General features: G+C 66.0%; 21 protein-coding genes. 10 read left to right on the forward strand and 11 right to left on the reverse strand.

Annotation, left to right across the window (positions count from 1 at the left end):
• Positions 1 to 2: 2 nt before the first annotated feature.
• Positions 3 to 1,118, reverse strand: coding sequence for an ABC transporter substrate-binding protein (locus EHV23_RS10975; RefSeq protein ID WP_125096108.1), 1,116 nt, complete (start codon positions 1,116 to 1,118; stop codon positions 3 to 5).
• 348 nt (positions 1,119 to 1,466) lie between these two features.
• Here EHV23_RS10975 and EHV23_RS10980 point away from each other — a divergent pair, with 348 nt between their 5' ends.
• The 5 genes from EHV23_RS10980 (at position 1,467) to EHV23_RS11000 (ending at position 3,712) form a co-directional block, all read left to right on the forward strand.
• Positions 1,467 to 1,706, forward strand: a complete 240-nt coding sequence (locus EHV23_RS10980; RefSeq protein ID WP_203228980.1) for an antitoxin — start codon at positions 1,467 to 1,469, stop codon at positions 1,704 to 1,706.
• Positions 1,703 to 2,110, forward strand: a complete 408-nt coding sequence (gene vapC / locus EHV23_RS10985; RefSeq protein WP_125096109.1) for a type II toxin-antitoxin system tRNA(fMet)-specific endonuclease VapC — start codon at positions 1,703 to 1,705, stop codon at positions 2,108 to 2,110. Before EHV23_RS10980 ends, vapC begins: the two co-directional genes overlap by 4 nt.
• Before the next feature lie 275 nt (positions 2,111 to 2,385).
• Entirely contained in the window at positions 2,386 to 2,682 is a 297-nt protein-coding gene (locus tag EHV23_RS10990; RefSeq protein ID WP_125096110.1) for a hypothetical protein, read from the forward strand.
• Positions 2,642 to 3,004 carry a hypothetical protein gene (locus EHV23_RS10995; protein ID WP_125096111.1) on the forward strand — a complete coding sequence of 121 codons (363 nt, stop codon included), beginning with the start codon at positions 2,642 to 2,644 and terminating at the stop codon, positions 3,002 to 3,004. Before EHV23_RS10990 ends, EHV23_RS10995 begins: the two co-directional genes overlap by 41 nt.
• 90 nt (positions 3,005 to 3,094) lie before the next feature.
• Positions 3,095 to 3,712 carry a DUF1269 domain-containing protein gene (locus EHV23_RS11000; protein WP_125096112.1) on the forward strand — a complete coding sequence of 206 codons (618 nt, stop codon included), beginning with the start codon at positions 3,095 to 3,097 and terminating at the stop codon, positions 3,710 to 3,712.
• A 102-nt stretch (positions 3,713 to 3,814) separates the two neighbouring features.
• On the opposite strand, the gene EHV23_RS11005 is transcribed toward EHV23_RS11000, so the two are convergent.
• The 4 genes from EHV23_RS11005 to EHV23_RS11020 all read right to left on the reverse strand — a co-directional run bounded on the left by EHV23_RS11005 (position 3,815) and on the right by EHV23_RS11020 (position 7,837).
• Entirely contained in the window at positions 3,815 to 4,942 is a 1,128-nt protein-coding gene (locus EHV23_RS11005; RefSeq protein WP_125096113.1) for an ABC transporter substrate-binding protein, read from the reverse strand.
• 362 nt (positions 4,943 to 5,304) lie between these two features.
• On the reverse strand, positions 5,305 to 6,237 hold the full coding sequence (locus EHV23_RS11010) for a TIGR01777 family oxidoreductase (protein WP_125096114.1): 933 nt from the start codon (positions 6,235 to 6,237) through the stop codon (positions 5,305 to 5,307).
• Between the two features lie 113 nt (positions 6,238 to 6,350).
• A complete protein-coding gene (locus EHV23_RS11015) occupies positions 6,351 to 6,812 on the reverse strand; it encodes a DUF2214 family protein (protein WP_125096115.1) in 462 nt (153 codons plus the stop codon).
• Between the two features lie 227 nt (positions 6,813 to 7,039).
• Positions 7,040 to 7,837: a uracil-DNA glycosylase family protein gene (locus EHV23_RS11020; RefSeq protein ID WP_125096116.1), complete on the reverse strand. Its 798-nt coding sequence runs from the start codon at positions 7,835 to 7,837 to the stop codon at positions 7,040 to 7,042.
• A gap of 255 nt (positions 7,838 to 8,092) precedes the next feature.
• Here EHV23_RS11020 and EHV23_RS11025 point away from each other — a divergent pair, with 255 nt between their 5' ends.
• The gene (locus EHV23_RS11025) at positions 8,093 to 9,085 is read left to right on the forward strand and encodes an NAD(P)H-quinone oxidoreductase (protein ID WP_125096117.1); all 993 of its coding nucleotides are present in this window, start codon (positions 8,093 to 8,095) and stop codon (positions 9,083 to 9,085) included.
• Positions 9,086 to 9,151: 66 nt separating this feature from the next.
• On the opposite strand, the gene rodA is transcribed toward EHV23_RS11025, so the two are convergent.
• From rodA to EHV23_RS11050, 5 genes are read right to left on the reverse strand one after another with little or no spacing between them, the layout of a single operon-like run.
• Positions 9,152 to 10,288, reverse strand: a complete 1,137-nt coding sequence (rodA, locus tag EHV23_RS11030; protein ID WP_125096118.1) for a rod shape-determining protein RodA — start codon at positions 10,286 to 10,288, stop codon at positions 9,152 to 9,154.
• Positions 10,285 to 12,183 (reverse strand): penicillin-binding protein 2, encoded by a 1,899-nt coding sequence (gene mrdA / locus EHV23_RS11035; protein ID WP_238990430.1) that lies wholly within the window; start codon positions 12,181 to 12,183, stop codon positions 10,285 to 10,287. Before mrdA ends, rodA begins: the two co-directional genes overlap by 4 nt.
• Before the next feature lie 14 nt (positions 12,184 to 12,197).
• On the reverse strand, positions 12,198 to 13,166 hold the full coding sequence (gene mreD, locus EHV23_RS11040; RefSeq protein ID WP_125096119.1) for a rod shape-determining protein MreD: 969 nt from the start codon (positions 13,164 to 13,166) through the stop codon (positions 12,198 to 12,200).
• Entirely contained in the window at positions 13,163 to 14,227 is a 1,065-nt protein-coding gene (gene mreC, locus EHV23_RS11045; RefSeq protein WP_125096120.1) for a rod shape-determining protein MreC, read from the reverse strand. Before mreC ends, mreD begins: the two co-directional genes overlap by 4 nt.
• Positions 14,224 to 15,267 carry a rod shape-determining protein gene (locus tag EHV23_RS11050; RefSeq protein WP_125096121.1) on the reverse strand — a complete coding sequence of 348 codons (1,044 nt, stop codon included), beginning with the start codon at positions 15,265 to 15,267 and terminating at the stop codon, positions 14,224 to 14,226. Before EHV23_RS11050 ends, mreC begins: the two co-directional genes overlap by 4 nt.
• Before the next feature lie 244 nt (positions 15,268 to 15,511).
• Here EHV23_RS11050 and gatC point away from each other — a divergent pair, with 244 nt between their 5' ends.
• The 4 genes from gatC to gatB all read left to right on the forward strand — a co-directional run bounded on the left by gatC (position 15,512) and on the right by gatB (position 19,795).
• On the forward strand, positions 15,512 to 15,799 hold the full coding sequence (gene gatC, locus EHV23_RS11055) for an Asp-tRNA(Asn)/Glu-tRNA(Gln) amidotransferase subunit GatC (protein WP_125096122.1): 288 nt from the start codon (positions 15,512 to 15,514) through the stop codon (positions 15,797 to 15,799).
• Positions 15,800 to 15,806: 7 nt separating this feature from the next.
• The gene (gatA, locus tag EHV23_RS11060; protein WP_125096123.1) at positions 15,807 to 17,315 is read left to right on the forward strand and encodes an Asp-tRNA(Asn)/Glu-tRNA(Gln) amidotransferase subunit GatA; all 1,509 of its coding nucleotides are present in this window, start codon (positions 15,807 to 15,809) and stop codon (positions 17,313 to 17,315) included.
• Between the two features lie 298 nt (positions 17,316 to 17,613).
• Positions 17,614 to 18,168 carry a hypothetical protein gene (locus tag EHV23_RS11065; RefSeq protein ID WP_125096124.1) on the forward strand — a complete coding sequence of 185 codons (555 nt, stop codon included), beginning with the start codon at positions 17,614 to 17,616 and terminating at the stop codon, positions 18,166 to 18,168.
• Positions 18,169 to 18,313: 145 nt separating this feature from the next.
• On the forward strand, positions 18,314 to 19,795 hold the full coding sequence (gatB, locus tag EHV23_RS11070; RefSeq protein WP_125096125.1) for an Asp-tRNA(Asn)/Glu-tRNA(Gln) amidotransferase subunit GatB: 1,482 nt from the start codon (positions 18,314 to 18,316) through the stop codon (positions 19,793 to 19,795).
• A 147-nt stretch (positions 19,796 to 19,942) separates the two neighbouring features.
• On the opposite strand, the gene EHV23_RS11075 is transcribed toward gatB, so the two are convergent.
• Positions 19,943 to 20,650 carry a hypothetical protein gene (locus tag EHV23_RS11075; RefSeq protein ID WP_125096126.1) on the reverse strand — a complete coding sequence of 236 codons (708 nt, stop codon included), beginning with the start codon at positions 20,648 to 20,650 and terminating at the stop codon, positions 19,943 to 19,945.
• Position 20,651: the final 1 nt, after the last annotated feature.

A 20,651-nucleotide genomic window follows, 5' to 3' on the forward strand; every position in this document is an offset into this window, starting at 1 on the left:
CTTCACATGGCTTTTTTGTGGGCCGAATGATCGTGCATCGACGCGTCATTGGCGGCGGCACCCGGCATGTCGGCCTTGCCCGGCTGGTACGGGACGCGGTAGAACTTCAGGTACCAGTCGTTGACCATTTTGTCGAGATTCACGTCCCTGAAGCGCTGCGGGTAGAGTTTTTTGGCCATCCACACCTCACCCAGTGCCACGGCTTCGGGCATGGGGTAGCCCCAGGCCTTGGCGTATTCGGGCATCAGGAAGACGCGCTTGCCCTTGACGGCATCGATGCCGGCCCAGCCTGCATCACTGTCGATGGCATCCACCACCTGCGGAAAGCGGTCCTGCACGAAGATGACGTGCGGGTTCCAGTCCAGCACGTTCTCCAGCGATACCTGCCTGAAGCCCTTGATGGTGGCGGCTGCCACGTTGAGGGCGCCGGCATGTTCCATCATCAGGCCGGTGTACTTGCCCGAGCCGTAGGTGCCCAGATCGGGGTTGGCCATGTAGGTGCGTACGCGCTGGTCGGGTTTGATGTCCTTCAGGCGTTTTTCCAGCATTGGACGGTTGGCAAAGGCGGCCCTGACCAGTTCTTCGCCCTGTTTCTGTTTGCCGAACACGTCGGCGATGATGCGGATGCCCTGTTTCAGGCCGTCGTTGTAGGACTGGTCCTCATCCTTCAGGGTGGGGTTGAGTTTGGAGGCTTCCTTCTCGTCGCCGGTGCGCAGCGAGATGGCCACGAGCGGCACGCCGGTGTCGGTGATCTGCTTGATCATGTCGGCCGGCGCGTAGTTGGTGACGAACACCACGTCGGGTTTGAGTGCCAGCAGGGCCTCGATGTTGACGTGGGTGAGATCACCGGGTGTGCCCATTTTGGGCAGGGTGGGGGCCAGACGCACGTAGTCGGCACCCAGCTGTTTCTTCCAGTTGGAGAGCACGCCCACCACCTGGCCCATGGCGTCGAGCTGGTTGGCGATGTTGACGGTCTGGTGCTGCAGGATGACGGCCCGCTCGATGTGGTCGGGCAGGGTGACGCGGCGGTTGAGCTGGTCGGTGATGGTGCGCTCGGCCAGCGCGTGGGTGGAGATGAAGCCCGCGGCAAGCAGCAGGCACAGTTTGGCAAGACGCATGGGAAGGTCCTGGGATGGAGGAGGTCTGGGGGATGCGTGGTGAGGATGCTTCCGGGACACCGGGCTGCCCTCGGGAGGGGCAACAGCCTGGAAGCTGGGGCATTATATTCCGTCGTATATAACGCTTGGGGGCTGGTTCCGAGGGGGCAGGTGGCTGCGTGTCAGATGCGGGATGCAGGAGGGTACGGGGGCTGGTGTCGACGTAGCCAATGAATCACGGAATGCTCTGCAGGTACGGTGTGCTGTGGTCCTGGGCGGCAAAGGGGGCGCTTGTCCTTGACACCTTGACAGTCACGCAGAACGATATCTATCATCGATATATACCTTTTGCATAATGGAGAGAGTACTGTGGACTACACTGCAAAGTTGTTCATGTCGGGCCGGAGCCAGGCGGTCAGGCTGCCGAAGCAGCTTCGTTTTACCGGAGAGGAGGTCATAGCCAGGCGCTTTGGCAATGGTGTTCTGTTGCTGCCCGTTGATTCTCCATGGCAAATCATGTGGGAGGCGCTCGATGAGTTCGAGCCAGGGTTCTCGCTGGAGCGTAACCAGCCGGTCGGTCAGCAGGAGCGAGAGGAACTATTCAAATGAGCCGCGCTCGCTATTTGCTGGATACGAATATCTGCATATATATAATCAACCGCAGGCCGCCGGAAGTGGTGCTTCGTTTTGATGGTCTTTCGTTTGGGGATGTTGCTGTTTCTTCCATAACGGTTGCCGAGCTGGATTATGGTGCTGCGAAAAGCGGTTCCGAACGAAACAGGGCGGCATTGCAAAAATTTCTTGCTCCTTTGGAAGTGTTGCCGTTTGATGACGAAGCAACGCGCCATTATGGAAGTCTGCGAGCGCGTCTGGAAAGACTGGGAACGCCGATTGGTCCTCTTGATATGCTGATTGCTGCTCACGCGCTGGCACTGGATTGTGTATTGGTTACCAACAATGTCAGGGAGTTTTCCCGGGTGCCGATGTTGAGGCTGGAAAACTGGGTGGACTGATCAGGTTGCGGGGATGAGTGGTTCCAGAAGGCTCGCCATGTGCCACAAAGCCCTTCGATCCTCCGGGCCCTTTGCCGTGAAGGCTGCCGTCTTCTTCTACGATGGGCAGGACGTGGCCCGATTGGCGCTGTTTCGTGCCGGGCCACCCGGTGCGTGCCGTGGGCGCATGCGTTTCCGCGCAGGCCGTGTTGCAGTGCCCCGAACATCGGGGATTCTGCAACCCTGCCGCCCTGTCCTGCACGCCCCGTTTGTTCAAGACAAGAGGAGATGTACAGATGGAACATGTCGTTGCCGCTTTGTTCGAAGTGCCCAGCGAGGCTTATCAGGCGTTCACCGAGCTGCGGACCTTCCCGCAGAATGACGATACCCGGCTGGCCCAGGCGGTGCTGGTGAAGAAGGAAAACGGGGTCATCACCGTGGCCGATGCTTTCAATCCGCTGGCCCAGGCCTCCGATGACATGCTGACCGGCACGCTGATCGGTTCGGTGCTGGGTATTCTGGGTGGCCCGCTGGGCGTGCTGTTCGGTGCCGGTGTGGGCGCCTGGGTGGGCAGCGTGGGGGGGCACCGATGAGGCGCTGGCCCAGGGCACGCTGATCGAGGCCGTGGCCACCCGCATGAAGAATGGCGATGTGGGCATCATCACGCTGGCCCAGGAGAAGTCCGAAGCGCCGCTGGACCAGTTCTTCGGCAAGTTCAGGACCATCGTGGCCCGCTGGGATGCCTGGCGCATCCAGCAGGAAGTGGTCGATGCCCTGGAGGTGCAGGCCGATCTGCAGGCCAGGGCACGTGCCGAGCTGAAGGCCAAACGCAGCCAGGAGCGCAAGGAAAAGCTCGAAGAATTCAGGCAGTCGATCCAGCAGAAATTCGACGAGCTGAAAGCGAAGTTCAAGTGATTTTTCCCGGAGTCCCTGATACGCGCTGAGGCTGCACCGGGGCAGCCTCGTACCCGATTCCGTTTTTTGTTCCCATCGAGGAGGTCCATCATGGAACACATCGTGGCTGCCCTGTTCGACGTGCCCAGCGAGGCTTATCAGGCCTTCACCGAGCTGAAGGGCTTTCCGCAGAATGACGAGACGCGCATTGCCCAGGCCGTGCTGCTGAAGAAGGAAAATGGCGTGATCTCGGTGGCCGATGCCTTCGATCCGCTCCGGCAGGTGGGGTCGGACATGCTGACCGGCACGCTGGTCGGTTCCGTGCTGGGCATTCTGGGCGGACCGCTGGGCATGCTGTTTGGCGCAGGCGTAGGTGCCTGGGTGGGCAGCATGGGCAGTTCGGAAGAGGCCATGGCGCAGGCCACGCTGCTGGAAACGGTGGCCACGCGACTGAAGAATGGTGATGTGGCCATCATCGCCCTGGCCCAGGAAAGGAGCGAGGCGCCGCTGGACCAGTTCTTTGGCCGGTTCAAAACGCTGGTGGCCCGCTGGGATGCCTGGCGCATCCAGCAGGAGGTGGTGGATGCCGAGCAGGTGCAGGCCGATCTGCACGAACGGGTGCGTGCCGAGCTGCGTACCCGGCGCAGCGAGGAGCGCCACGAGATGTTCGAGGAGTTTCGCCAGTCGCTCAGGCAGAAGTTTGAAGAGCTGAAGGCGATGTTCAAGTGAGGGACAATTCCTTTCAATGAAAACGCCGTACCACCCTGCAGAAAATGTCCTGCAGGATGGTACGGCGTTCATGCCTTCAGGCCGGCATGGTGCCGACGTTTTTCACTTGCCGGTGGCCGGGGCCTTGAGTGTTGCCGGATCCAGCGCCCGGGTGGGGGTCATGCCCAGCACGCCGGCCGAGGACGGGCCCTGCACGTCTCCCACGTACAGCTGGATGCGCGAGCGGAAGCGTTCGACTCCATCACGGTCGGCCATGAAGCGCTCGAAGGCGGAGAGGTTGGCGTTGCTGTATTCCCAGACCGGCTTGTAGCCGGCGGGGGGCTGCACGTCGGTGCGTACCGACCACATGGTCCAGACGTTCTGCTGGGTGTCCTTGTCGAGCAGCCAGTTCAGGTACAGGCGGGCCGTTTCGAGGTGGCGTGCGCCCTTGACGATGGCGGCGCGCTGGGCCCAGGCCACGAAGCCGTCATTGCTGGGCAGGGCAAAGCGCACGGGGCTTTTTTCATCGGGGCGCAGGCTGCCGTCGCTGGTGAAGGTGACGGCGTACTTGCCGGCGGCCACTTCATCGGCCGGGGCCTGGGTGCCGCGCACGAAGTGCGGCTGCTGCTTCATCAGGCCCTGCATCCATTCCCAGCCGTGACGGTCGATGGTCTGCTTGTACCAGAACAGCACGGCGTCATCGTCGTTGGGGTAGGTGGAGACGATCTTGCCCTTCAGTTCGGGCTTCAGGTAGTCGGGCGCGTTGAGCGGGGCATCGTCCTTGCCCAGGGCCTGGATGTTGGCCACGTTGCTGAAGGCATCGACGAACACGCCGGTCCAGGCGCCGGTCTGGTCCTTGAAGCTGCTGTAAATGCTGTCCCAGCCAGCCGGTTTGTAGGGTACCAGTTTGCCTTCACGGCGCCAGCGCGGAAAGTCCTGCAGCGTTTGCAGCTGGATGATGTCGGGGATGACATGGCGATCTTCGAACTGCTGGTCCAGCCGGGCACTGTGCACCTTGCTGTAGTCGACCACCACATTGAGCGTGATGCCGGGGAAGCGTTTTTCGAAGGCGGCCTTGATGCCGTCCTGCTGGTCGGGCGTGTCGCCGCCGGCATAGACGGTCAGGGAGCCTCCTTCCTTCAGCGCCTGTTCGTAGATTTCATCCAGGGAGCGGGTTTCGACTTCCGCCGCCCGGGCGGTGATGCCGATGAGACTCAGGGCCAGGGTGGCCAGCGCGAGTATTTTTTTCATGATGGATGACGGGTACGGGGCCCCGCGTTGCTTGACTGTCTGGAGAGTGTGTCGATTGTCAGGAGGATTTTACGTCCACCTGAAGATGTGAATAAACCGCAACAGCGTTTCAGGTGGGGTTGTGGCGCCGTCTCCGGCGCGTGTCATGAGTGGGTTCGTCTCCGTGCTGGTCCTGGATGGATGTGCTGACCGGGTGTCTGCCGGCGCGCGGGCGTGGCGTCCGGCATGGGGCTTGACCCGTCAGTGACAGGTGCCGTGCCGTGGAGCGGTTCTGTCCGCTGCCCCCGCCTGCCCGTGGGGCGGCGCGGGGAGAACGCGTCCATGACATGCGCCAGAGGGGAACCGCCGTGCATGCGCCGGGATCAGGCCCTGGCGGTGAGGTTGTCGAGGGCGGCTGCCAGGGTGGGGTACTGGAAGGTGTAGCCATCGGCCAGCAGGTGTGCCGGCTGGACATGCTGGCCATCCAGCACGAGATCGGCTTGTTCGCCCAGTATTCTGCGCATCAGGCCGCCCGGCAGGGAAAGCCAGAGTTTGCGGTGCAGGACGCGGGCGGCGGTCTGGGCAAAGTCCAGCTGTGTGGTGCGTTCGGGGGCGGTGAGGTTCCAGATGCGCCAGGGGGCATCGATGGGCTGTTCGCTGATGTGGCGGATGGCGCCCACCACATCGTCCATGTGGATCCAGGCCATGGGCTGCTGCCCGCTGCCGATGCGCCCCACGCCGAAGCGGATGGGTCGCAGCAGCTGGGGCAGGATGCCGCCGTCACGGCCCAGCACGACGCCGAGCCGGCAGACGGCAATGGGCACGCCTGTGGCGCGGTGCACTTCTTCGGCGCTGGCCTCCCAGAGCTGGCACAGGCGCGAGACGAAGACATCCTGTGGCGGGCTGGCCTCGGTGCAGGTGTCCTGCCACTGCCGGTGGCTGCCGTTGCCGTAGAAGCCCACGGCCGATGCCTGGATGATCAGCCGGGGTTTGTGGGGGTGGCGGGCCAGCCACTGGCCGATCTGCTGGGTGGGGCCCTGCCGGCTGGCCAGCAGGGTACGCTTGCGGGCGGTGTTCCAGCGGCCTTCGCCCACGGAGGCGCCGGCCAGGTTGATCAGCAGGTCGGCGCGGGTGGTGGGGTCCAGATGGGCCGGGGCGGCGAGGGTTTCGATGCCGGGACCGAGCCGGTCACGCGTCTGGTCGGGGAAGCGGGTGACGACGATGACGCGCCAGCCGCGCCCGTGAAAATCATGCGCCAGGTGGCTGCCGATGAAACCGCTGCCTCCCAGCAGGATGACGGTGGGCTTGTGCTCCATGAACCATTCCCTTTCATATGACGCCACGCTGCACTGTAGCGCGTTGTGGCATGGAAGGGAAGGCGCCGTGGTGTGTCAGGCGGCACCGGAGATGCAGGGAAGGCGCCGTGGTGTCAGGCGGCGCCGAAGATGCCCCGGGCAAACAGCACGGCGAACAGCGGGATGATCATGATGAGGTGCGCCTCGATGAGGATCATCCGGCGCACACGGCGGATTTCGGCCTCGTCGGGCAGGGCGCCGTTTTCGTCCTCGAAGCGCCCCTGCCATTTCTGCAGGGCGATGGAGACGCGTACGGAATAGATGCCGACGATGAGAAACAGCAGCACCTTGGCGTGCAGCATGGGCTGGGCGATGTACCAGTCGGCGCCCTTGGCGCCCAGGATGATGCGGGTGACGCCGGTGATGGCTACGGCCGCGCCACAGATCATGTAGATGAGGTCGACGCGCAGCATGCGCTTGAGCACGGCGGCGTTGAACCACTCGGGGCGGCAGATGGCCCCTTCGCTGGTGATGAACACCACCATGGCGAGGATGGCCGAGAGATGGAGATAGGAGAGGATCGCTTCGGAGATCATGGCGTGGATTGTAGAGGGCCATGCCGTCGGGCCATGATGCCTTACGTCAATATCCTGCAAGCGTCTGTCGGGGACTGGCCACACGGGTGTGCGGGGCACACGCAAGGGAGGAACACCCGTGAGAGCGGGTTACAGGCGGGAGCGGTTCGGGAGAGGCACCCGGATACGGCCTGGCAGAAGGGGCGCATGTCCCAGCCCGACGGGGGCAGCCTGCTTCAGGACGGCATTCAGGGCAGCAGGCCGTAGTCTGCCAGCTGGCGGTCCACCGCCTCGTCCCAGCCGCGGTTGGCGGCCGGGCTGGCCGGGCTGGGGTGCAGGATGTGGCCGATCTTCAGGCGGCGGGCCAGGGGGCGGTCGTCCAGCACCTCGGAGACCACGTGGTGCAGGCGCTTTTCGGCAAAGCCGCCGATGCCGATCAGCCATTCGGGGGTCAGTACCTCGATGACACGGGCCAGGTGCCGGTCGCAGGGGGCTTCGAGGGCACGCTGCTCGGTGGCGGGCAGCTGTACGGGGGTGCGGTTTTTGCCGCCGGCCTCGAGAAAGACCAGCGGGCAGTAGTTGATGACGATGTTCTGCGCAAAGAAGTCGTCGGCGCTGCCGAAGCGTTTTTCGGCCCAGCCCCAGAGTCGGCGACCACTCACTTCCGATCTTTTGCAGGCAAATCCGTCGATCAGGCGTTTGGGATGCTGGTTGGCGGGAGCCTCGACCGGGGCTTCGATGCCCATCCAGTTGCGAACGGCCGCCACTTCGCCGAAGGGGACGCCGGTCTGCATCATGCCGAAGGGGCCGGGGTTCATGCCCAGGAACATGATCTTCTTCGGGGCGTTGCCGAAGCGGGCGAGATAGGCGGCGTGTGGTGCCCAGGCATAGGTCAGCGGGTTGTAGACGTGGGCCACGGGCGGCGCGAAGTGCAGGGCCTGCAGCGCGTCGCGCAGCTGGGCAGCGGCATCGATCAGGGCGCGTGCCGGGGTGCCGGCGGGCGGAAGGGCGGGGGAGCGGGCAGGGGAATGGGGGCGGGTGGTCATGGGTGAAGCCGGGCGGGAGGGTGGACGGCCTCCACATGGTAACGGCACACGGATTCGGTCATGGCACATGGATTCGGGCTGAGCCCTTCTGGCGCACATGATGGCGGTGGCAGTGCCCTGACGCCATCGGGATCTGTGGCCTTGTCCCGCACGTTCAAAGGGGGGTGTGCAGGGATGAATGCATCCATGACACGCTCTAGAATTTCCCCGTCAGACAACGTCAAATGACATCAGACGAAACTACAGGGAGCCTTGATGAAATATATCGACCATGGTCGGGGTGGAGATGCCGATGTGCTGCGTCTGGCGGAGCGGGACCTGCCGGAGGTGGGGGCGGGCGAGGTGCTGATTCGCGTGGCGTACGCCGGGGTGAACCGTCCGGACGTGCTGCAGCGGGCCGGCAGCTATCCGCCGCCGCGCGGGGCCTCGCCGCATCTGGGGCTGGAGGTGGCCGGTGTGGTGGCGGCCGTGGGGCAGGGCGTGCCCGAATGGCAGAAGGGCGACCGGGTCTGTGCGCTGGTCAATGGCGGCGGCTATGCCGAATACGTGGCGGCACCGGCCGGCCAGGTGCTGCCGGTGCCGGCCGGGCTGTCGATGGCGCAGGCGGCGGCGCTGCCCGAAACCGTGCTGACGGTCTGGGCCAATGTGGTCGAACGTGGCCGCCTGCAGGCGGGTGAGACGCTGCTGGTCCATGGGGGTACGTCGGGCATCGGCGTGGCGGCCATCCAGATCGCGAAGGCGCTGGGCGCCCGGGTGTTCTGTACGGTCGGCACGCCGGAGAAGGCCGGGGCGGCGCAGAAGCTGGGGGCCGATGCGGCCATCGACTATCGCCGGCGCGACTTCATGGTGGAGGTGTCGAAGCTCACCGAGGGGCGCGGCGTGGATGTGATTCTCGACATGGTGGGTGGCCCCTACATCGAGCGCAACCTGAGAAGCCTGGCGCTGGAGGGGCGGCTGGTGCAGATTGCCTTCATGCAGACCGCGAAGGTGGAGGTGGACTGGATGCCGCTGATGCTCAGGCGGCTGACCTTCACCGGTTCGACGCTGCGGGCCCGTTCGGCCGAGGAGAAGGCGCGCCTGTCGCGTGCAGTGCAGGACAACGTCTGGCCGATGGTGGAGGATGGCCGAGTGCAGGCCGTCATCGACCGGGTGTTTCCACTGGACAGTGCGGCCGAGGCGCATCGCCGCATGGAAAGCTCCGACCATGTCGGCAAGATCCTGCTGGCGGTGAACCCCGGGATCGAGTGATCCCGACGGGCCGGATTTGTCGGCACACGGCCGTGGTGACGCACCTTTTCGGGGGGTGATGGCCGGTTATTCGAAGACGAAGTGCCGGCCCGGCCGCAGGCGCTGCATGGCGTTGTCGTGGGCCACGCACATCAGCATGCCGCAGCCGATGCCCAGCGTGACCAGGGCGGTACCACCGTACGACATGAAGGGCAGCGGCACGCCCACCACGGGCAGGATGCCGATCACCATGCCGATGTTCACGAACGCGTAGGTGAACAGACTCATGGTCATCGAGGCGGCCAGCAGCCGGCCGAACGGGCTCTGCGCCTGGCTGGCGATCATCAGCCCGCGGCCGATCAGCACGGCATACAGCGTGAGCAGCACGGCGGTGCCCACCAGGCCGAATTCCTCGGCGTAGACCGAGAAGATGAAGTCGGTGGTGCGCTCGGGCACGAAGTCCAGGTGGGCCTGCGTGCCCTTCAGCCAGCCCTTGCCCTGCATGCCGCCCGAGCCCACCGCAATGGTGGACTGGATGATGTGAAAACCCTTGCCCAGCGGGTCGTTGGTCGGGTCGATCATCGTCAGTACCCGCTCCTTCTGGTAGGGCTTCATGTTCAGCCACAGCAGTGGCAGGGCGGCTACACCGATGACCAGGCTGGCCAGGATCACCCGCCACGGCAGCCCGGCAAAATAGATCACGAAGGCGCCGGTCGAGCCGATCAGGATGGCCGTTCCCAGGTCCGGCTGCCTGCCCACCAGCGCCACCGGCAGCACCAGCAGCATGATGGCCATCAGATGTACATAGCGGGCGCGCAGGCGGTTCTGGCTGATGTGGAAGAACCAGGCCAGCATCAGCGGAATGGCGATTTTCATCAGTTCGGCCGGCTGGATGCGGGTGAAGCCCAGATCCAGCCACCGTTTGGCGCCCTTTGCACTGACGCCGAACAGCTCGACACAGAACAGCAGTGCCAGGCCGGCCAGGTAGAGCGGGATGGCCACCGTCATCAGCCGTCTGGGGCTCAGGCTGGCCACCAGCCAGGTGATCAGCACGGCCATGCCCAGATTCCGCGCGTGCACCATCAGCCGGGTGCTGCCTTCGCCGGCGGCCGAATACATGGTGACCAGGCTGATCAGCGTGATGGCCAGCAGCACCATCGACAGCATCGGGTCGAAAATGAAGACGCGGTGGCGCAGAAACCGCCAGAAGGCCGCTGCGTTCATGGCTGGGTCTCCTCCGGCACGTCGGGTTCGATGTCGGCCGGGTTCACCGGGGTGTCCAGTTCGGTGGGGCGTTTGCCCAGCAGGTAGAAATCGAAAAGCTTGCGGGCGATGGGGGCGGCCGTGCGGGCGCCGAAGCCGCCGTTCTCGACCACCATGGCCAGGGCGATGCGCGGGTTTTCCACGGGGGCGTAGCCCATGTAGAGCGAATGATCCCGGAAATGCTGGGCCACTTTCCTTTCGTCGTATTTTTCGTTCTGCCTGATGCCGATCACCTGCGCGGTACCGGTCTTGCCGGCCGATTCGTAGCCGGCGCCCTGGAAGGCGAGGCGGGCGGTGCCCTTGCGGTTCACGTCGGCCATGGCGCGCTGCACCAGCTGCACATACTGCCGGGCCACGGGCAACGGGCGGCCGCTGCGGGTGTCGCTGCTGGTATCGGGCGAGACGGTGCCGATGTGCGTGACCAGATGCGGCCGCTGCACGATGGCGTCGTTGGCCAGCGTGGCCGTGGCGTGGGCCAGCTGCAGGATGGTGAAGGCGTTGTACCCCTGTCCGATGCCGATCGACGGGGTTTCCCCCGGGTACCACGGCTGTTTGAAGCGCTGCTGCTTCCAGGCGGACGAGGGCAGCAGCCCCGGCTGCTCGTCGGGCAGGTCGATGCCGGTGAGCTGGCCGAAGCCCCAGGGTTTCATGAAGTCGTGAATGCGGTCCACACCCAGATCGTAGGACGCACCGTAATAGTAGGTGTCGGAAGACACCACGATCGACCTGAACAGGTCCACCTTGCCGTGGCCCTGCGGTTTGGAATCGCGGAAGCGGTGCTTGCCCAGCATGAAGTAGCCCGGATCCTGAATGACATCGTCGGGCTTGCGCACGCCGTTCTGCAGGATGGCCAGGGCCATGAAGGGCTTGTAGGTGGAGCCCGGCGGATAGGTGCCGCGCAGCGGGCGGTTCAGCAGGGGGCGGGCCGGATCGGTGTTCAGGCGCTGCCAGTTTTGCTGGTCGATGCCATCGACGAACAGGTTGGGGTCGAAGCTCGGCATCGACACGAAGGCGAGGATTTCACCGGTACGGGGCTCGATGGCCACCAGTGCGCCGCGCCAGCCCACGAACAGCTGTTCGGCCAGCTGCTGCAGCGGAATGTCCAGCGACAGCTGGATGTCCTGTCCGGGGGTGGCCGGCCGGCGCGACAGCGAGCGCACGGGGCGGCCACTGGCGGTGACTTCCACCTCCTCGATGCCCACCGTGCCGTGCAGGGCGCTTTCGTAGCTCTGTTCCAGCCCCAGCTTGCCGATGTGGGTGCTGCCGGCGTAGTTGGACACATTGTCGGTTCTGGCCAGCCAGTCGTTGTCGGCGGCGGAGATGCGTCCGATGTGGCCGATCACGTGGGCGGCCGAGGTGCCCAGCGGGTAGCGCCGGTGCGGACGCGCCTTGATCTCCACGCCGTCGAAGCGAAAGCGCACGGCGGCCAGCCGGGCGGCCTCTTCGTCGGTCAGCCGGGTCTTGAGCGGGATGGTGCCGTCGGTGTTCTTGCTGGCGGCGGCCAGTTTCTTGAAGCGGCGGATTTCCTGCGGCGTGATCGGGACGATGGGCGAGAGCTGGGCGGCCAGCCGGTCGATGTTGCGTACCTGGCTGGTGGCGATTTCGAGCGCCGGCAGGTAGACATCCTCGGCCAGCACGATGCCGTTGCGGTCCAGGATGCGCCCCCGCTGCGGTGGCAGCGGCAGCAGTGTGATGCGGTTGTTCTCGGCCAGTGCGTGGTATTTGTCGAAGTTCTTCACCTGCAGGTGCCACGCCTGGGCGCCCAGCAGGCCGAAGCCCACCACGCTGATGGTCATGGCGATCAGCAGGCGCCGGTTGAAGGGCGCGGGGGCAGTGGCATCACGGCGGCGCGGCACGCTGGCGGCTCCGGTCAGCCGTCGTGCCGGCTGAAGGCCGGACGCGGGGCGTGTTCTGCCAGGGCGGGTTCTGAATGGCGCGCCGGTGCAGGGGCGGCGCCGTACGACTCCGGGGCGCGGGCTGCAGGACGGTGGCCGAACTGGCGGTCATGGGCGGCCCGGCTGTCCCAGGCAGTCTGGACCCGTGGTTGTACCGGCCGGGCGGCTGGCTGGGGTGCTGGCTGCGGGGCGGGTGTCGAGGCTGTCGTGGCCGGCATGCGAGGGGCAGCGTACAGGTCGGCATGCGGGGCCGGCATCGGTGTGTGCGGTGCAGGGGGGGCGCCCCAGGACGGGAGGGCATGGGTGCCAAAGCCCGGCTGCGGCGCTGGCATCGGCAGGGTGTCCGGCTCGCTGTGGTGCGCAAAGATCGACAGCGCCTCTTCCAGGCCGGGGGCTTCGTCCGGTGCCACGAAGGGCGCGGTGCGGGGAACGTGGCCTGCCGCGGCACTGCTGGGGCGCAGGCGGCGCACCGGCGCATGCAGCAGCAGGCCGGCCAGCGGCCAGAGCAGGATGGTGCTCAGCGTGTACAGAAACTGTTCGGGCCCCAGGAAGGGCAGGCCCAGCAGGAAGCGGGCACCGGCTACCGCGCCCTGGGCCACCAGCAGCACGCCCAGCATGTGCAGCATCTGTCCGGGCAGCCGGAACCAGCCGATGCGTCGCTGGAACTGCAGTGTCAGCCAGACCGTGACCGTATAGGCCATGGCGTGTTCACCCAGCGTGCTGCCGGTGTGTCCGTCCATGACCAGCCCCAGCAGGAAGCCGGCGGCCAGCAGGCTGCGGGTGGGCCGGTGCAGCGCCCAGAAGGCCAGCACCAGCATCAGCAGGTCGGGGATGATCGGGCTCTGGCCCCACGGTGCCAGTGCCAGCAGGGTGGCCAGCAGCACCGAGAGCACGATGCGGAGCCAGCCCGCGGTAGCGGAGGCGGGGGTGAGGGCTGGGTTCATGGCTGCGGGGCGGCCGGGCTGGCTGCCGTGGGATCGTCGGCGGTGTCGGTGGCCGGGTCGGATACGTCGGCCGCTCCGGCCCTGGTGCCGGCTGGGGTGTTCGTGCCGGTGGCCCGCTCCGGCGGTGTGGCGGGTGTCGTGCCGGTGCGGAGGTCCCTGCTGCCGGGGGTGCGGGGGGCGTCGCGGCCAGCGGCATCGCCCGCCGGACGGGCCGGTGCCGGATCGTCCGGAATGGCCGAGGTGTCGGACTGCAGGATCAGCATCAGCTGTGGATCGCCCAGGTTGGCGAGCGGACGGATCTGCACCTGCGCAAAGGGCTCGCCGGCCGGTGCTTCCACCTGCTCGACCACGCCCACCGGAATGCCGGGCGGATACAGGAAGTCCAGCCCGGAGGTCTGCACGATGTCGCCGGTATGGATGTCGGCATCACGCGCCTGGAAGCGCAGCTCCAGCCGGGCCGGACTGGTGGTGCCGAAGGTCAGGGCATGCAGGCCATTGCGCTGCACGGTCACCGGCACGCTGAGGGCGGGATCGGTGATCAGCGTCATCTCGCTGCTGAACGGATAGACCCGGGTGATCTGCCCGATCACGCCACTGGCGTCGATGACGGGTTGTCCGGCCGCAACACCGTGCTGGCTGCCGCGGTTGAGCAGCCGGCGACGGGTGCCGGCCGCGCGGGGCTGCATGACGGCCTCGGCCACGATGCCGGGCTGAGGAATACGGGGACGCAGCGCCGCCAGTTCGCGCAGCGACTGGTTCTGCTGGCGCAGCCGTTCGGTGGTGGCCAGAATGCCGGCCTGCTGGGTGAGTACCGTGCGCAGCAGCTGGTTTTCGGTGCGCAGTGCCGCGATATCATCGAAATAGCCGTCGATGCTGCGCAGCTGCTCGCCGGGCCAGGCCAGCGCGGCCTGTACCGGATACAGCCCGGCGCCCAGGGTTTTCCGTACCGGCGCAAGCAGCCCCAGCCGGGCATCGGCAAACATCAGTGCCAGTGCCAGCAGCGACAGGGTGAGGGCAATGCCGGGTCTGGGAGCCTCCGGCGCACGGTATCGGGTAATCATTCGTGGGTGAAGATACCACCCAGCTCGTCCATGCGCTCGAGGGCCAGGCCGCAGCCGCGCACGACGCAGGTGAGGGGTTCATCGGAAATCAGGGTGGGCAGGCCGGTTTCCTCGGCCAGCAGGCGGTCCAGCCCCGGAATCATCGCACCACCGCCCGTCAGCATGATGCCCCGTTCGGAAATATCTGCACCGATTTCGGGGGGAACATCCTCCAGGGCGATCTTCACGGCCGACACAATGTGGTTGAACTGTGGCGTCAGCGCCTCACGAATTTCATTGGAACTGATGCGAAACGCCCGCGGAATGCCCTCGGAGAGATTGCGGCCTTTCACCTCGATCTCGCGTACCTGCCCTTCGGGGAAGGCCGAGCCGATTTCCTTCTTGATCTGTTCGGCCGTGCTTTCGCCGATCAGCATGCCGTAGTTGCGGCGCACGTAGGTGATGATGGCTTCGTCGAAGCGGTCACCGGCCACCCGCAGCGAATTGGCATGCACGATGCCGCCCAGCGAGATCACGCCGATTTCGGTGGTGCCGCCGCCGATGTCGATCACCATCGAGCCGGTGGCCTCCGACACCGGCAGGCCGGCGCCGATGGCAGCCGCCACCGGTTCCTCCAGCAGGTAGACCTCCGAGGCACCCGCACCCAGCGCCGATTCGCGGATGGCGCGCCTTTCCACCTGGGTGGAACCGCACGGGACGCAGATGACGATGCGTGGATTGGGGGCAAACACCGACCCCGGATGGGCCATGCGCACGAATTGCTTGAGCATCTGCTCGGTGACGGTGAAATCGGCAATCACCCCGTCCTTCATCGGGCGGATGGCCTGCATGTTGCCGGGCACCTTGCCCAGCATCAGCTTGGCCTCGCGGCCGACGGCCGTGATGGTGCGCTTGCCGCCGGGCGAGGTGTCGGTGCGGATGGCCACCACCGAAGGCTCGTCCAGGACGATTCCCTTGCCCCGGGCGTAAATCAGGGTGTTGGCCGTCCCCAGATCGATGGCCAGGTCATTGGAAAAATATTTCTTGATGAAACCGAGCATGACGAGATGTCGCTTTGCGTATCCAGAATGGCGAAAGGATCATACCGGTATACTTCTGCCGGTGTCCGTCTGCGCGGCCGACCGGAGACTGCCGGTCGCTGGCCCGCGGTGAACGTCTTCCCGGCGTTGCAGCCATACCACCGTTGCTGTTGCGGGTGGTGCCCCGGGCCGCACGCCGTTTCTTCATTCTTCATGTCTTGCCGGGCAAGGCCCCCGTGCCGGCCCGGTCTGCCAGGGATCCCCGATGTCACTGACCCCCGCTGACATTTCCCGTCTGGGCGAGCTTGCCCGCATCCGGCTGGATGATGGCGAACGCGACCATCTGCTTGCCCAGCTCGACGACATTTTCGGCATCATCGAAAAGCTGCGTGCCGTCGATACCACCGGCATCGAGCCGATGACCCACTGCGAGCGCGCCAGCCTGCGCCTGCGCGACGACGTGGTCACCGAAACCGACAACCGTACCGAGAACCAGCGTTCCGCGCCCGCCGTGGCCGATGGCCTGTATCTGGTACCCCGCGTGGTGGAGTGAGGCGTCCATGAGCACCCTGAAAGACCTGCTGGAAACCGGTGGCCTGAGCGCCATCAGTGCCGCACTGCGTGCCGGTGAGGTGTCGGCCCGCGAACTGGCCACGCACTGCCTGGAAGCCGTGGCCGTCAGCGACATCAACGCCTTCATCGACGTGCAGCCCGAACTCACGCTGGCCCAGGCCGACGAGGCCGACGCCCGGCTGGCTGCCGCCCGCCAGGGCGGTGAGCGTGTCGGCCCCCTGCTGGGTGTGCCGATGGCGCACAAGGATGCCTTCGTCACCCGCGGCTGGCGCTCCACGGCCGGTTCGAAGATGCTGGCCGACTATTACAGTCCCTTCGACGCCACGGTGGTGCGCAAGGTGCGCGAGGCCGGCGCCGTCTGCGTGGGCAAGCTCAACTGCGACGAATTTGCCATGGGCTCGGGCAACGAGAACTCGTATTTCGGCCCCGTGAAGAACCCCTGGGACAGAACCCGCGTGCCGGGCGGCTCGTCGGGGGGCTCGGCTGCGGCCGTGGCTGCAGGGCTGGTGCCGCTCACCACGGGTACCGACACCGGCGGCTCCGTACGCCAGCCGGCGGCCATGTGCGGCGTCACTGGCATCAAGCCCACCTACGGACGTGTGTCGCGCTACGGCATGATCGCCTTTGCCAGCAGCCTGGACCAGGCAGGTGTGTTTGCCCGCTCGGCCGCCGACTGCGCGCAGCTGCTGGCTGCCATGGCCGGTTTCGACGAGCGTGACGCCACCAGCCTGCCCGTGCTGCCCGAAGACCTGGCGGCCGTGCCTGCCATGAGCTGGGCCGGCGAGGGCAGTGCCCCGCTGGGCGGCCTGCGCGTGGGCGTGCCGGCCGAATTCCTGAACGACAGTGTGACGCCGGGTGTGCGCCATGCCGTGCAGGAGGCCCTCAAACGCTTCGAGGCGCTGGGCGCCACGCTGGTACCGGTGTCGCTGCCGCACACCGAGCTGGCCATTCCTGCCTACTACGTGATTGCGCCGGCCGAGGCGTCGAGCAACCTGGCCCGCTACGATGGCGTGCGCTACGGCCACCGCAGCGAAGATGCGTCCGACCTGAAGTCGCTGTACATGAACAGCCGCGCCGAAGGTTTCGGGGCCGAGGTGAAGCGCCGCATCATGATCGGCACCTTCGTGCTGTCGCATGGCTATTACGATGCCTACTACCGCAAGGCCCAGCAGCTGCGCCGGATGATCGCCGACGACTTCGCCCGCGTCTTTGGCGAGGTGGATGTGATTGCCGGCCCGGTCACCCCCGAAACCGCCTGGCCCATTGGCCAGCAGAAGGACGACCCGGTACGCAACTATCTGGCCGACATCTTCACGCTGCCGGCCTCGCTGGCCGGGCTGCCGGGTGTGTCGCTGCCCTGCGGTTTCGATGGCGGCCTGCCGGTGGGCCTGCAGCTGGTGGGGCCCGCCCTGTCGGAGGCACGCCTGCTCACCATTGGCCATGTGTACCAGCAGGAGACCGACTGGCACCTGCGCCGGCCAGGCCAGTCAACATGAATCGGGGCATGTGCCCGTCATGAGTCCCTGACCCGGTTGGGGGCAGGGGTTCCCGGCAGGAACATGGCGTCCGGGTCTGGACAGGGCTCCATGATCCGTCCCCCTTCAGCAGCCGGGCGAAAGCCCGGAAACCCCTGTCATTCTGTCATGACAGGGGGCCCGCACCGCATCACGGGTACGGGCACCAGACCGCACGGAGCCGGCGCCGTTCCTGGCCTGTGCGGACAGTCCGCCGCTGGCATGGGGTGTGGACCGGACGGCATGGAGCCTGGCTCCCTCACCAAACCATCGCAAAATCATGAATACTGAATTACAACAACGAAAATCGCAGAATCTCTGGCTGCAGCGTGCCTCGCTGCTGTTCGTTGCGGTCGCGCTGGCGGCCTGCACCGGCATGCCGATGGTGAAGCGCGCCAAGAAGCCCTCCGCCACGGCCAGACCGCCCGTCACGGCACCGCAGCCGGCCACCCGGGGCCTGCCGTCGCAGGGCGCCGCCCTGCAGAACTTCGCCGGCAGCTGCCACCAGAAGGACATCGACGGCTTTGCCGAAGATGCCGACCTGCGGATCGAGGGGGGCAAGGTCACCACCATGACCTGGCGCGCCAGGGCCGGCCGCAAGGGCCAGTGCAGCTTCGCCCTGAACGACTTCTACCAGACCAAGGACGCGCCGCACATCGAACTGTCCTCGCGCAGCCGTGGCGCCTGCAAACTGATGGTCTATCAGGAGCCCCGCCGTGTGACGCTGGCGCACGCCAACTGCCAGTCCTTCTGCTCGCCGCGCAGCGTGGCCGATGAAGCCTGGCCGGTGATGTTCAACCCGCAGACCGGCGGCTGCGCCCGTCTGGACCGCTGAGGGAGCCGGAGGGCACAGCGCATGCCAGGCCGGTCCGGACGGGTGTGATGCACGTCATGCCGTGCCGGCCGGACCCTGCCGTGGCCGTCGCCGTGCCTTTCTGCCGCCCGGTGTGCTGAATACCTGCTGAAACGGAAATACGCTCATGCAATGGGAAGTGGTGATCGGACTGGAAACCCATGTCCAGTTGTTGACCCAGTCGAAGATCTTCTCCGGGGCCTCCACCCGGTTTGGCGCCGAGCCCAACACCCAGGCCTGCCCGGTCGATCTGGCGCTGCCGGGTGTGCTGCCGGTGCTCAACCGCCGGGCGGTGGAACATGCCATCCGCTTCGGGCTGGCCATCGGCGCCCGCGTGGCACCGGTCTCCATCTTTGCCCGCAAGAACTATTTCTATCCGGACCTGCCCAAGGGCTACCAGATCAGCCAGTACGAGCAGCCGGTGGTCGAGGGCGGCACGCTGGACATCGCCGTCCCGTCCACAAAACAGGGTGAGCCGCCGCAGGTGCGCACCATCAACCTCACCCGAGCCCACCTCGAGGAAGACGCCGGCAAATCGCTGCACGAGGACTTCGCTGGCATGTCGGGCATCGACCTCAACCGGGCCGGCACGCCGCTGCTCGAAATCGTTTCCGAACCCGAGATGCGCAGCGCCGCCGAAGCCGTGGCCTATGCCCGCGCCCTGCACGGGCTGGTGACCTGGCTGGGCATCTGCGACGGCAACATGCAGGAAGGTTCCTTCCGCGTGGACGCCAATATCTCGGTTCGGCCGGTGGGCCAGCAGGCATTCGGCACCCGCGCCGAAATCAAGAACCTCAATTCCTTCCGTTTTCTGGAGCGTGCCATCCAGTTCGAGGTGCGCCGCCAGATCGAGCTGATCGAGGACGGTGGCAGGGTGGTGCAGGAAACCCGCCTGTACGACCCCGACACCGACGAGACCCGCTCGATGCGGACCAAGGAAGACGCCAACGACTACCGCTACTTCCCCGAACCGGACCTGCCGCCGCTGTGCATCGAGCCCGAACGGATCGAGGCCGTGCGGGCCGCCATGCCCGAGCTGCCCAGCGCCAAGCGGGCCCGCTATCAGGCACAGTGGGGCCTGTCGCAGGCCGACGCGCTCACGCTGACCCAGAGCTTTGCGCACGCCCGGTATTTCGAGGCCGTGCTGGCTGCCCTGCCGGGTGATCCTGTCAGCCAGGCCAAGGCCGCTGCCAACTGGGTGATGGGCGAGGTGGCTGCCCAGCTCAACCGCGACGGACTGGACATCACCGACAGCAAGGTATCGGCACCGCAACTGGCCGGCCTGCTGCTGCGGGTGGCCGACGGTACGCTGTCGGGCAAGCTGGCCCGCGAAGTGTTCCACACGCTGTGGGAAGAAGGCCCGGCCGACGGCGGTGCCGAGCTGGTCGATGCGCTGATCGAGCGCAAGGGCCTGAAGCAGATCAGCGGTGATGACGTGCTCGGCCCGATCATCGATCAGGTGCTGGCCGCCAACCAGAAATCGGTGGATGAATACCGCGCCGGCAAGGAAAAGGCGTTCAATGCCCTGGTCGGCCAGGTCATGAAGGCCAGCCGCGGCAAGGCCAATCCGCAGCAGGTCAACGAGCTGCTGAAGAAAAAGCTGGGCTGACCCGCCTGCACCGGTTCCGGAACCGCCGGATGGCGGTGCTGGACCGGGGCCATGAAAAACGGACGCTGCCAGTGAGGTGAGCGTCCGTTTCTGTGTGGAGCGGCGGCAACCTGTGCAGATCTGCCTGCGGCCAGGAGAAACCGGGTATCAGTGCAGTGACCGGGCCCGCTCTTCGGCAATGTTGGCCAGCAGCTCGGTCAGTCGTACCGCATTGGCCTCGAAATCGCGGTTCACGCGCTCGCGCTCGCCCTGGCGCTCCTTGATCAGCGCATCCTCGGCCAGAATGGCATTGGCAATCGACGAGATGCGCTGTTGCACGGCATAGGGCAGGCGGGCGTTGGGACGCTCCTGCTTCTTTTGCCACTCGGCCGCCAGCTGGCGCTCGATCTTCAGGTTCTGGTCCAGCACCAGAATCCGCTTGGTGGCCGCGCTGATTTCCTCGTCGATCATCTCCAGCTGCTGTTTCTGGCGGTCGCGCAGATCCTCCGGCGACTTGTAGGTCAGCAGCAGGTGACGGTCATGCGCCTGCTGGGCACGCAGCGCCCGTTCCTGCTCCTGCTTCACCAGCGCCTGCTGGGCGGCCTCCCGTTCCTGCTGGCGGGTCAGCGGTGGGGGCATTACCCGCCGCAGTGAGCCGTCACGGTTCAGCTCGCGCATGTTGCGCTTCGCGCAGGCCGAAATCGGCTGGTCGGACGAGATGATGTGTCCCTTCTCGTCCTGGCACACATAGATCGAGCGACCATGACGGGGGGCCGAATCTTCCACGGCCGTGGCCGCACGCGCCATGCCCCAATGGCCCGACACGGCGGTCAGGACCAGACATACAAACAGGGAATGGACGCGATGGAGGCTCATG

The organism is Lautropia dentalis (genome assembly GCF_003892345.1).
GTDB lineage: Bacteria > Pseudomonadota > Gammaproteobacteria > Burkholderiales > Burkholderiaceae_E > Lautropia > Lautropia dentalis.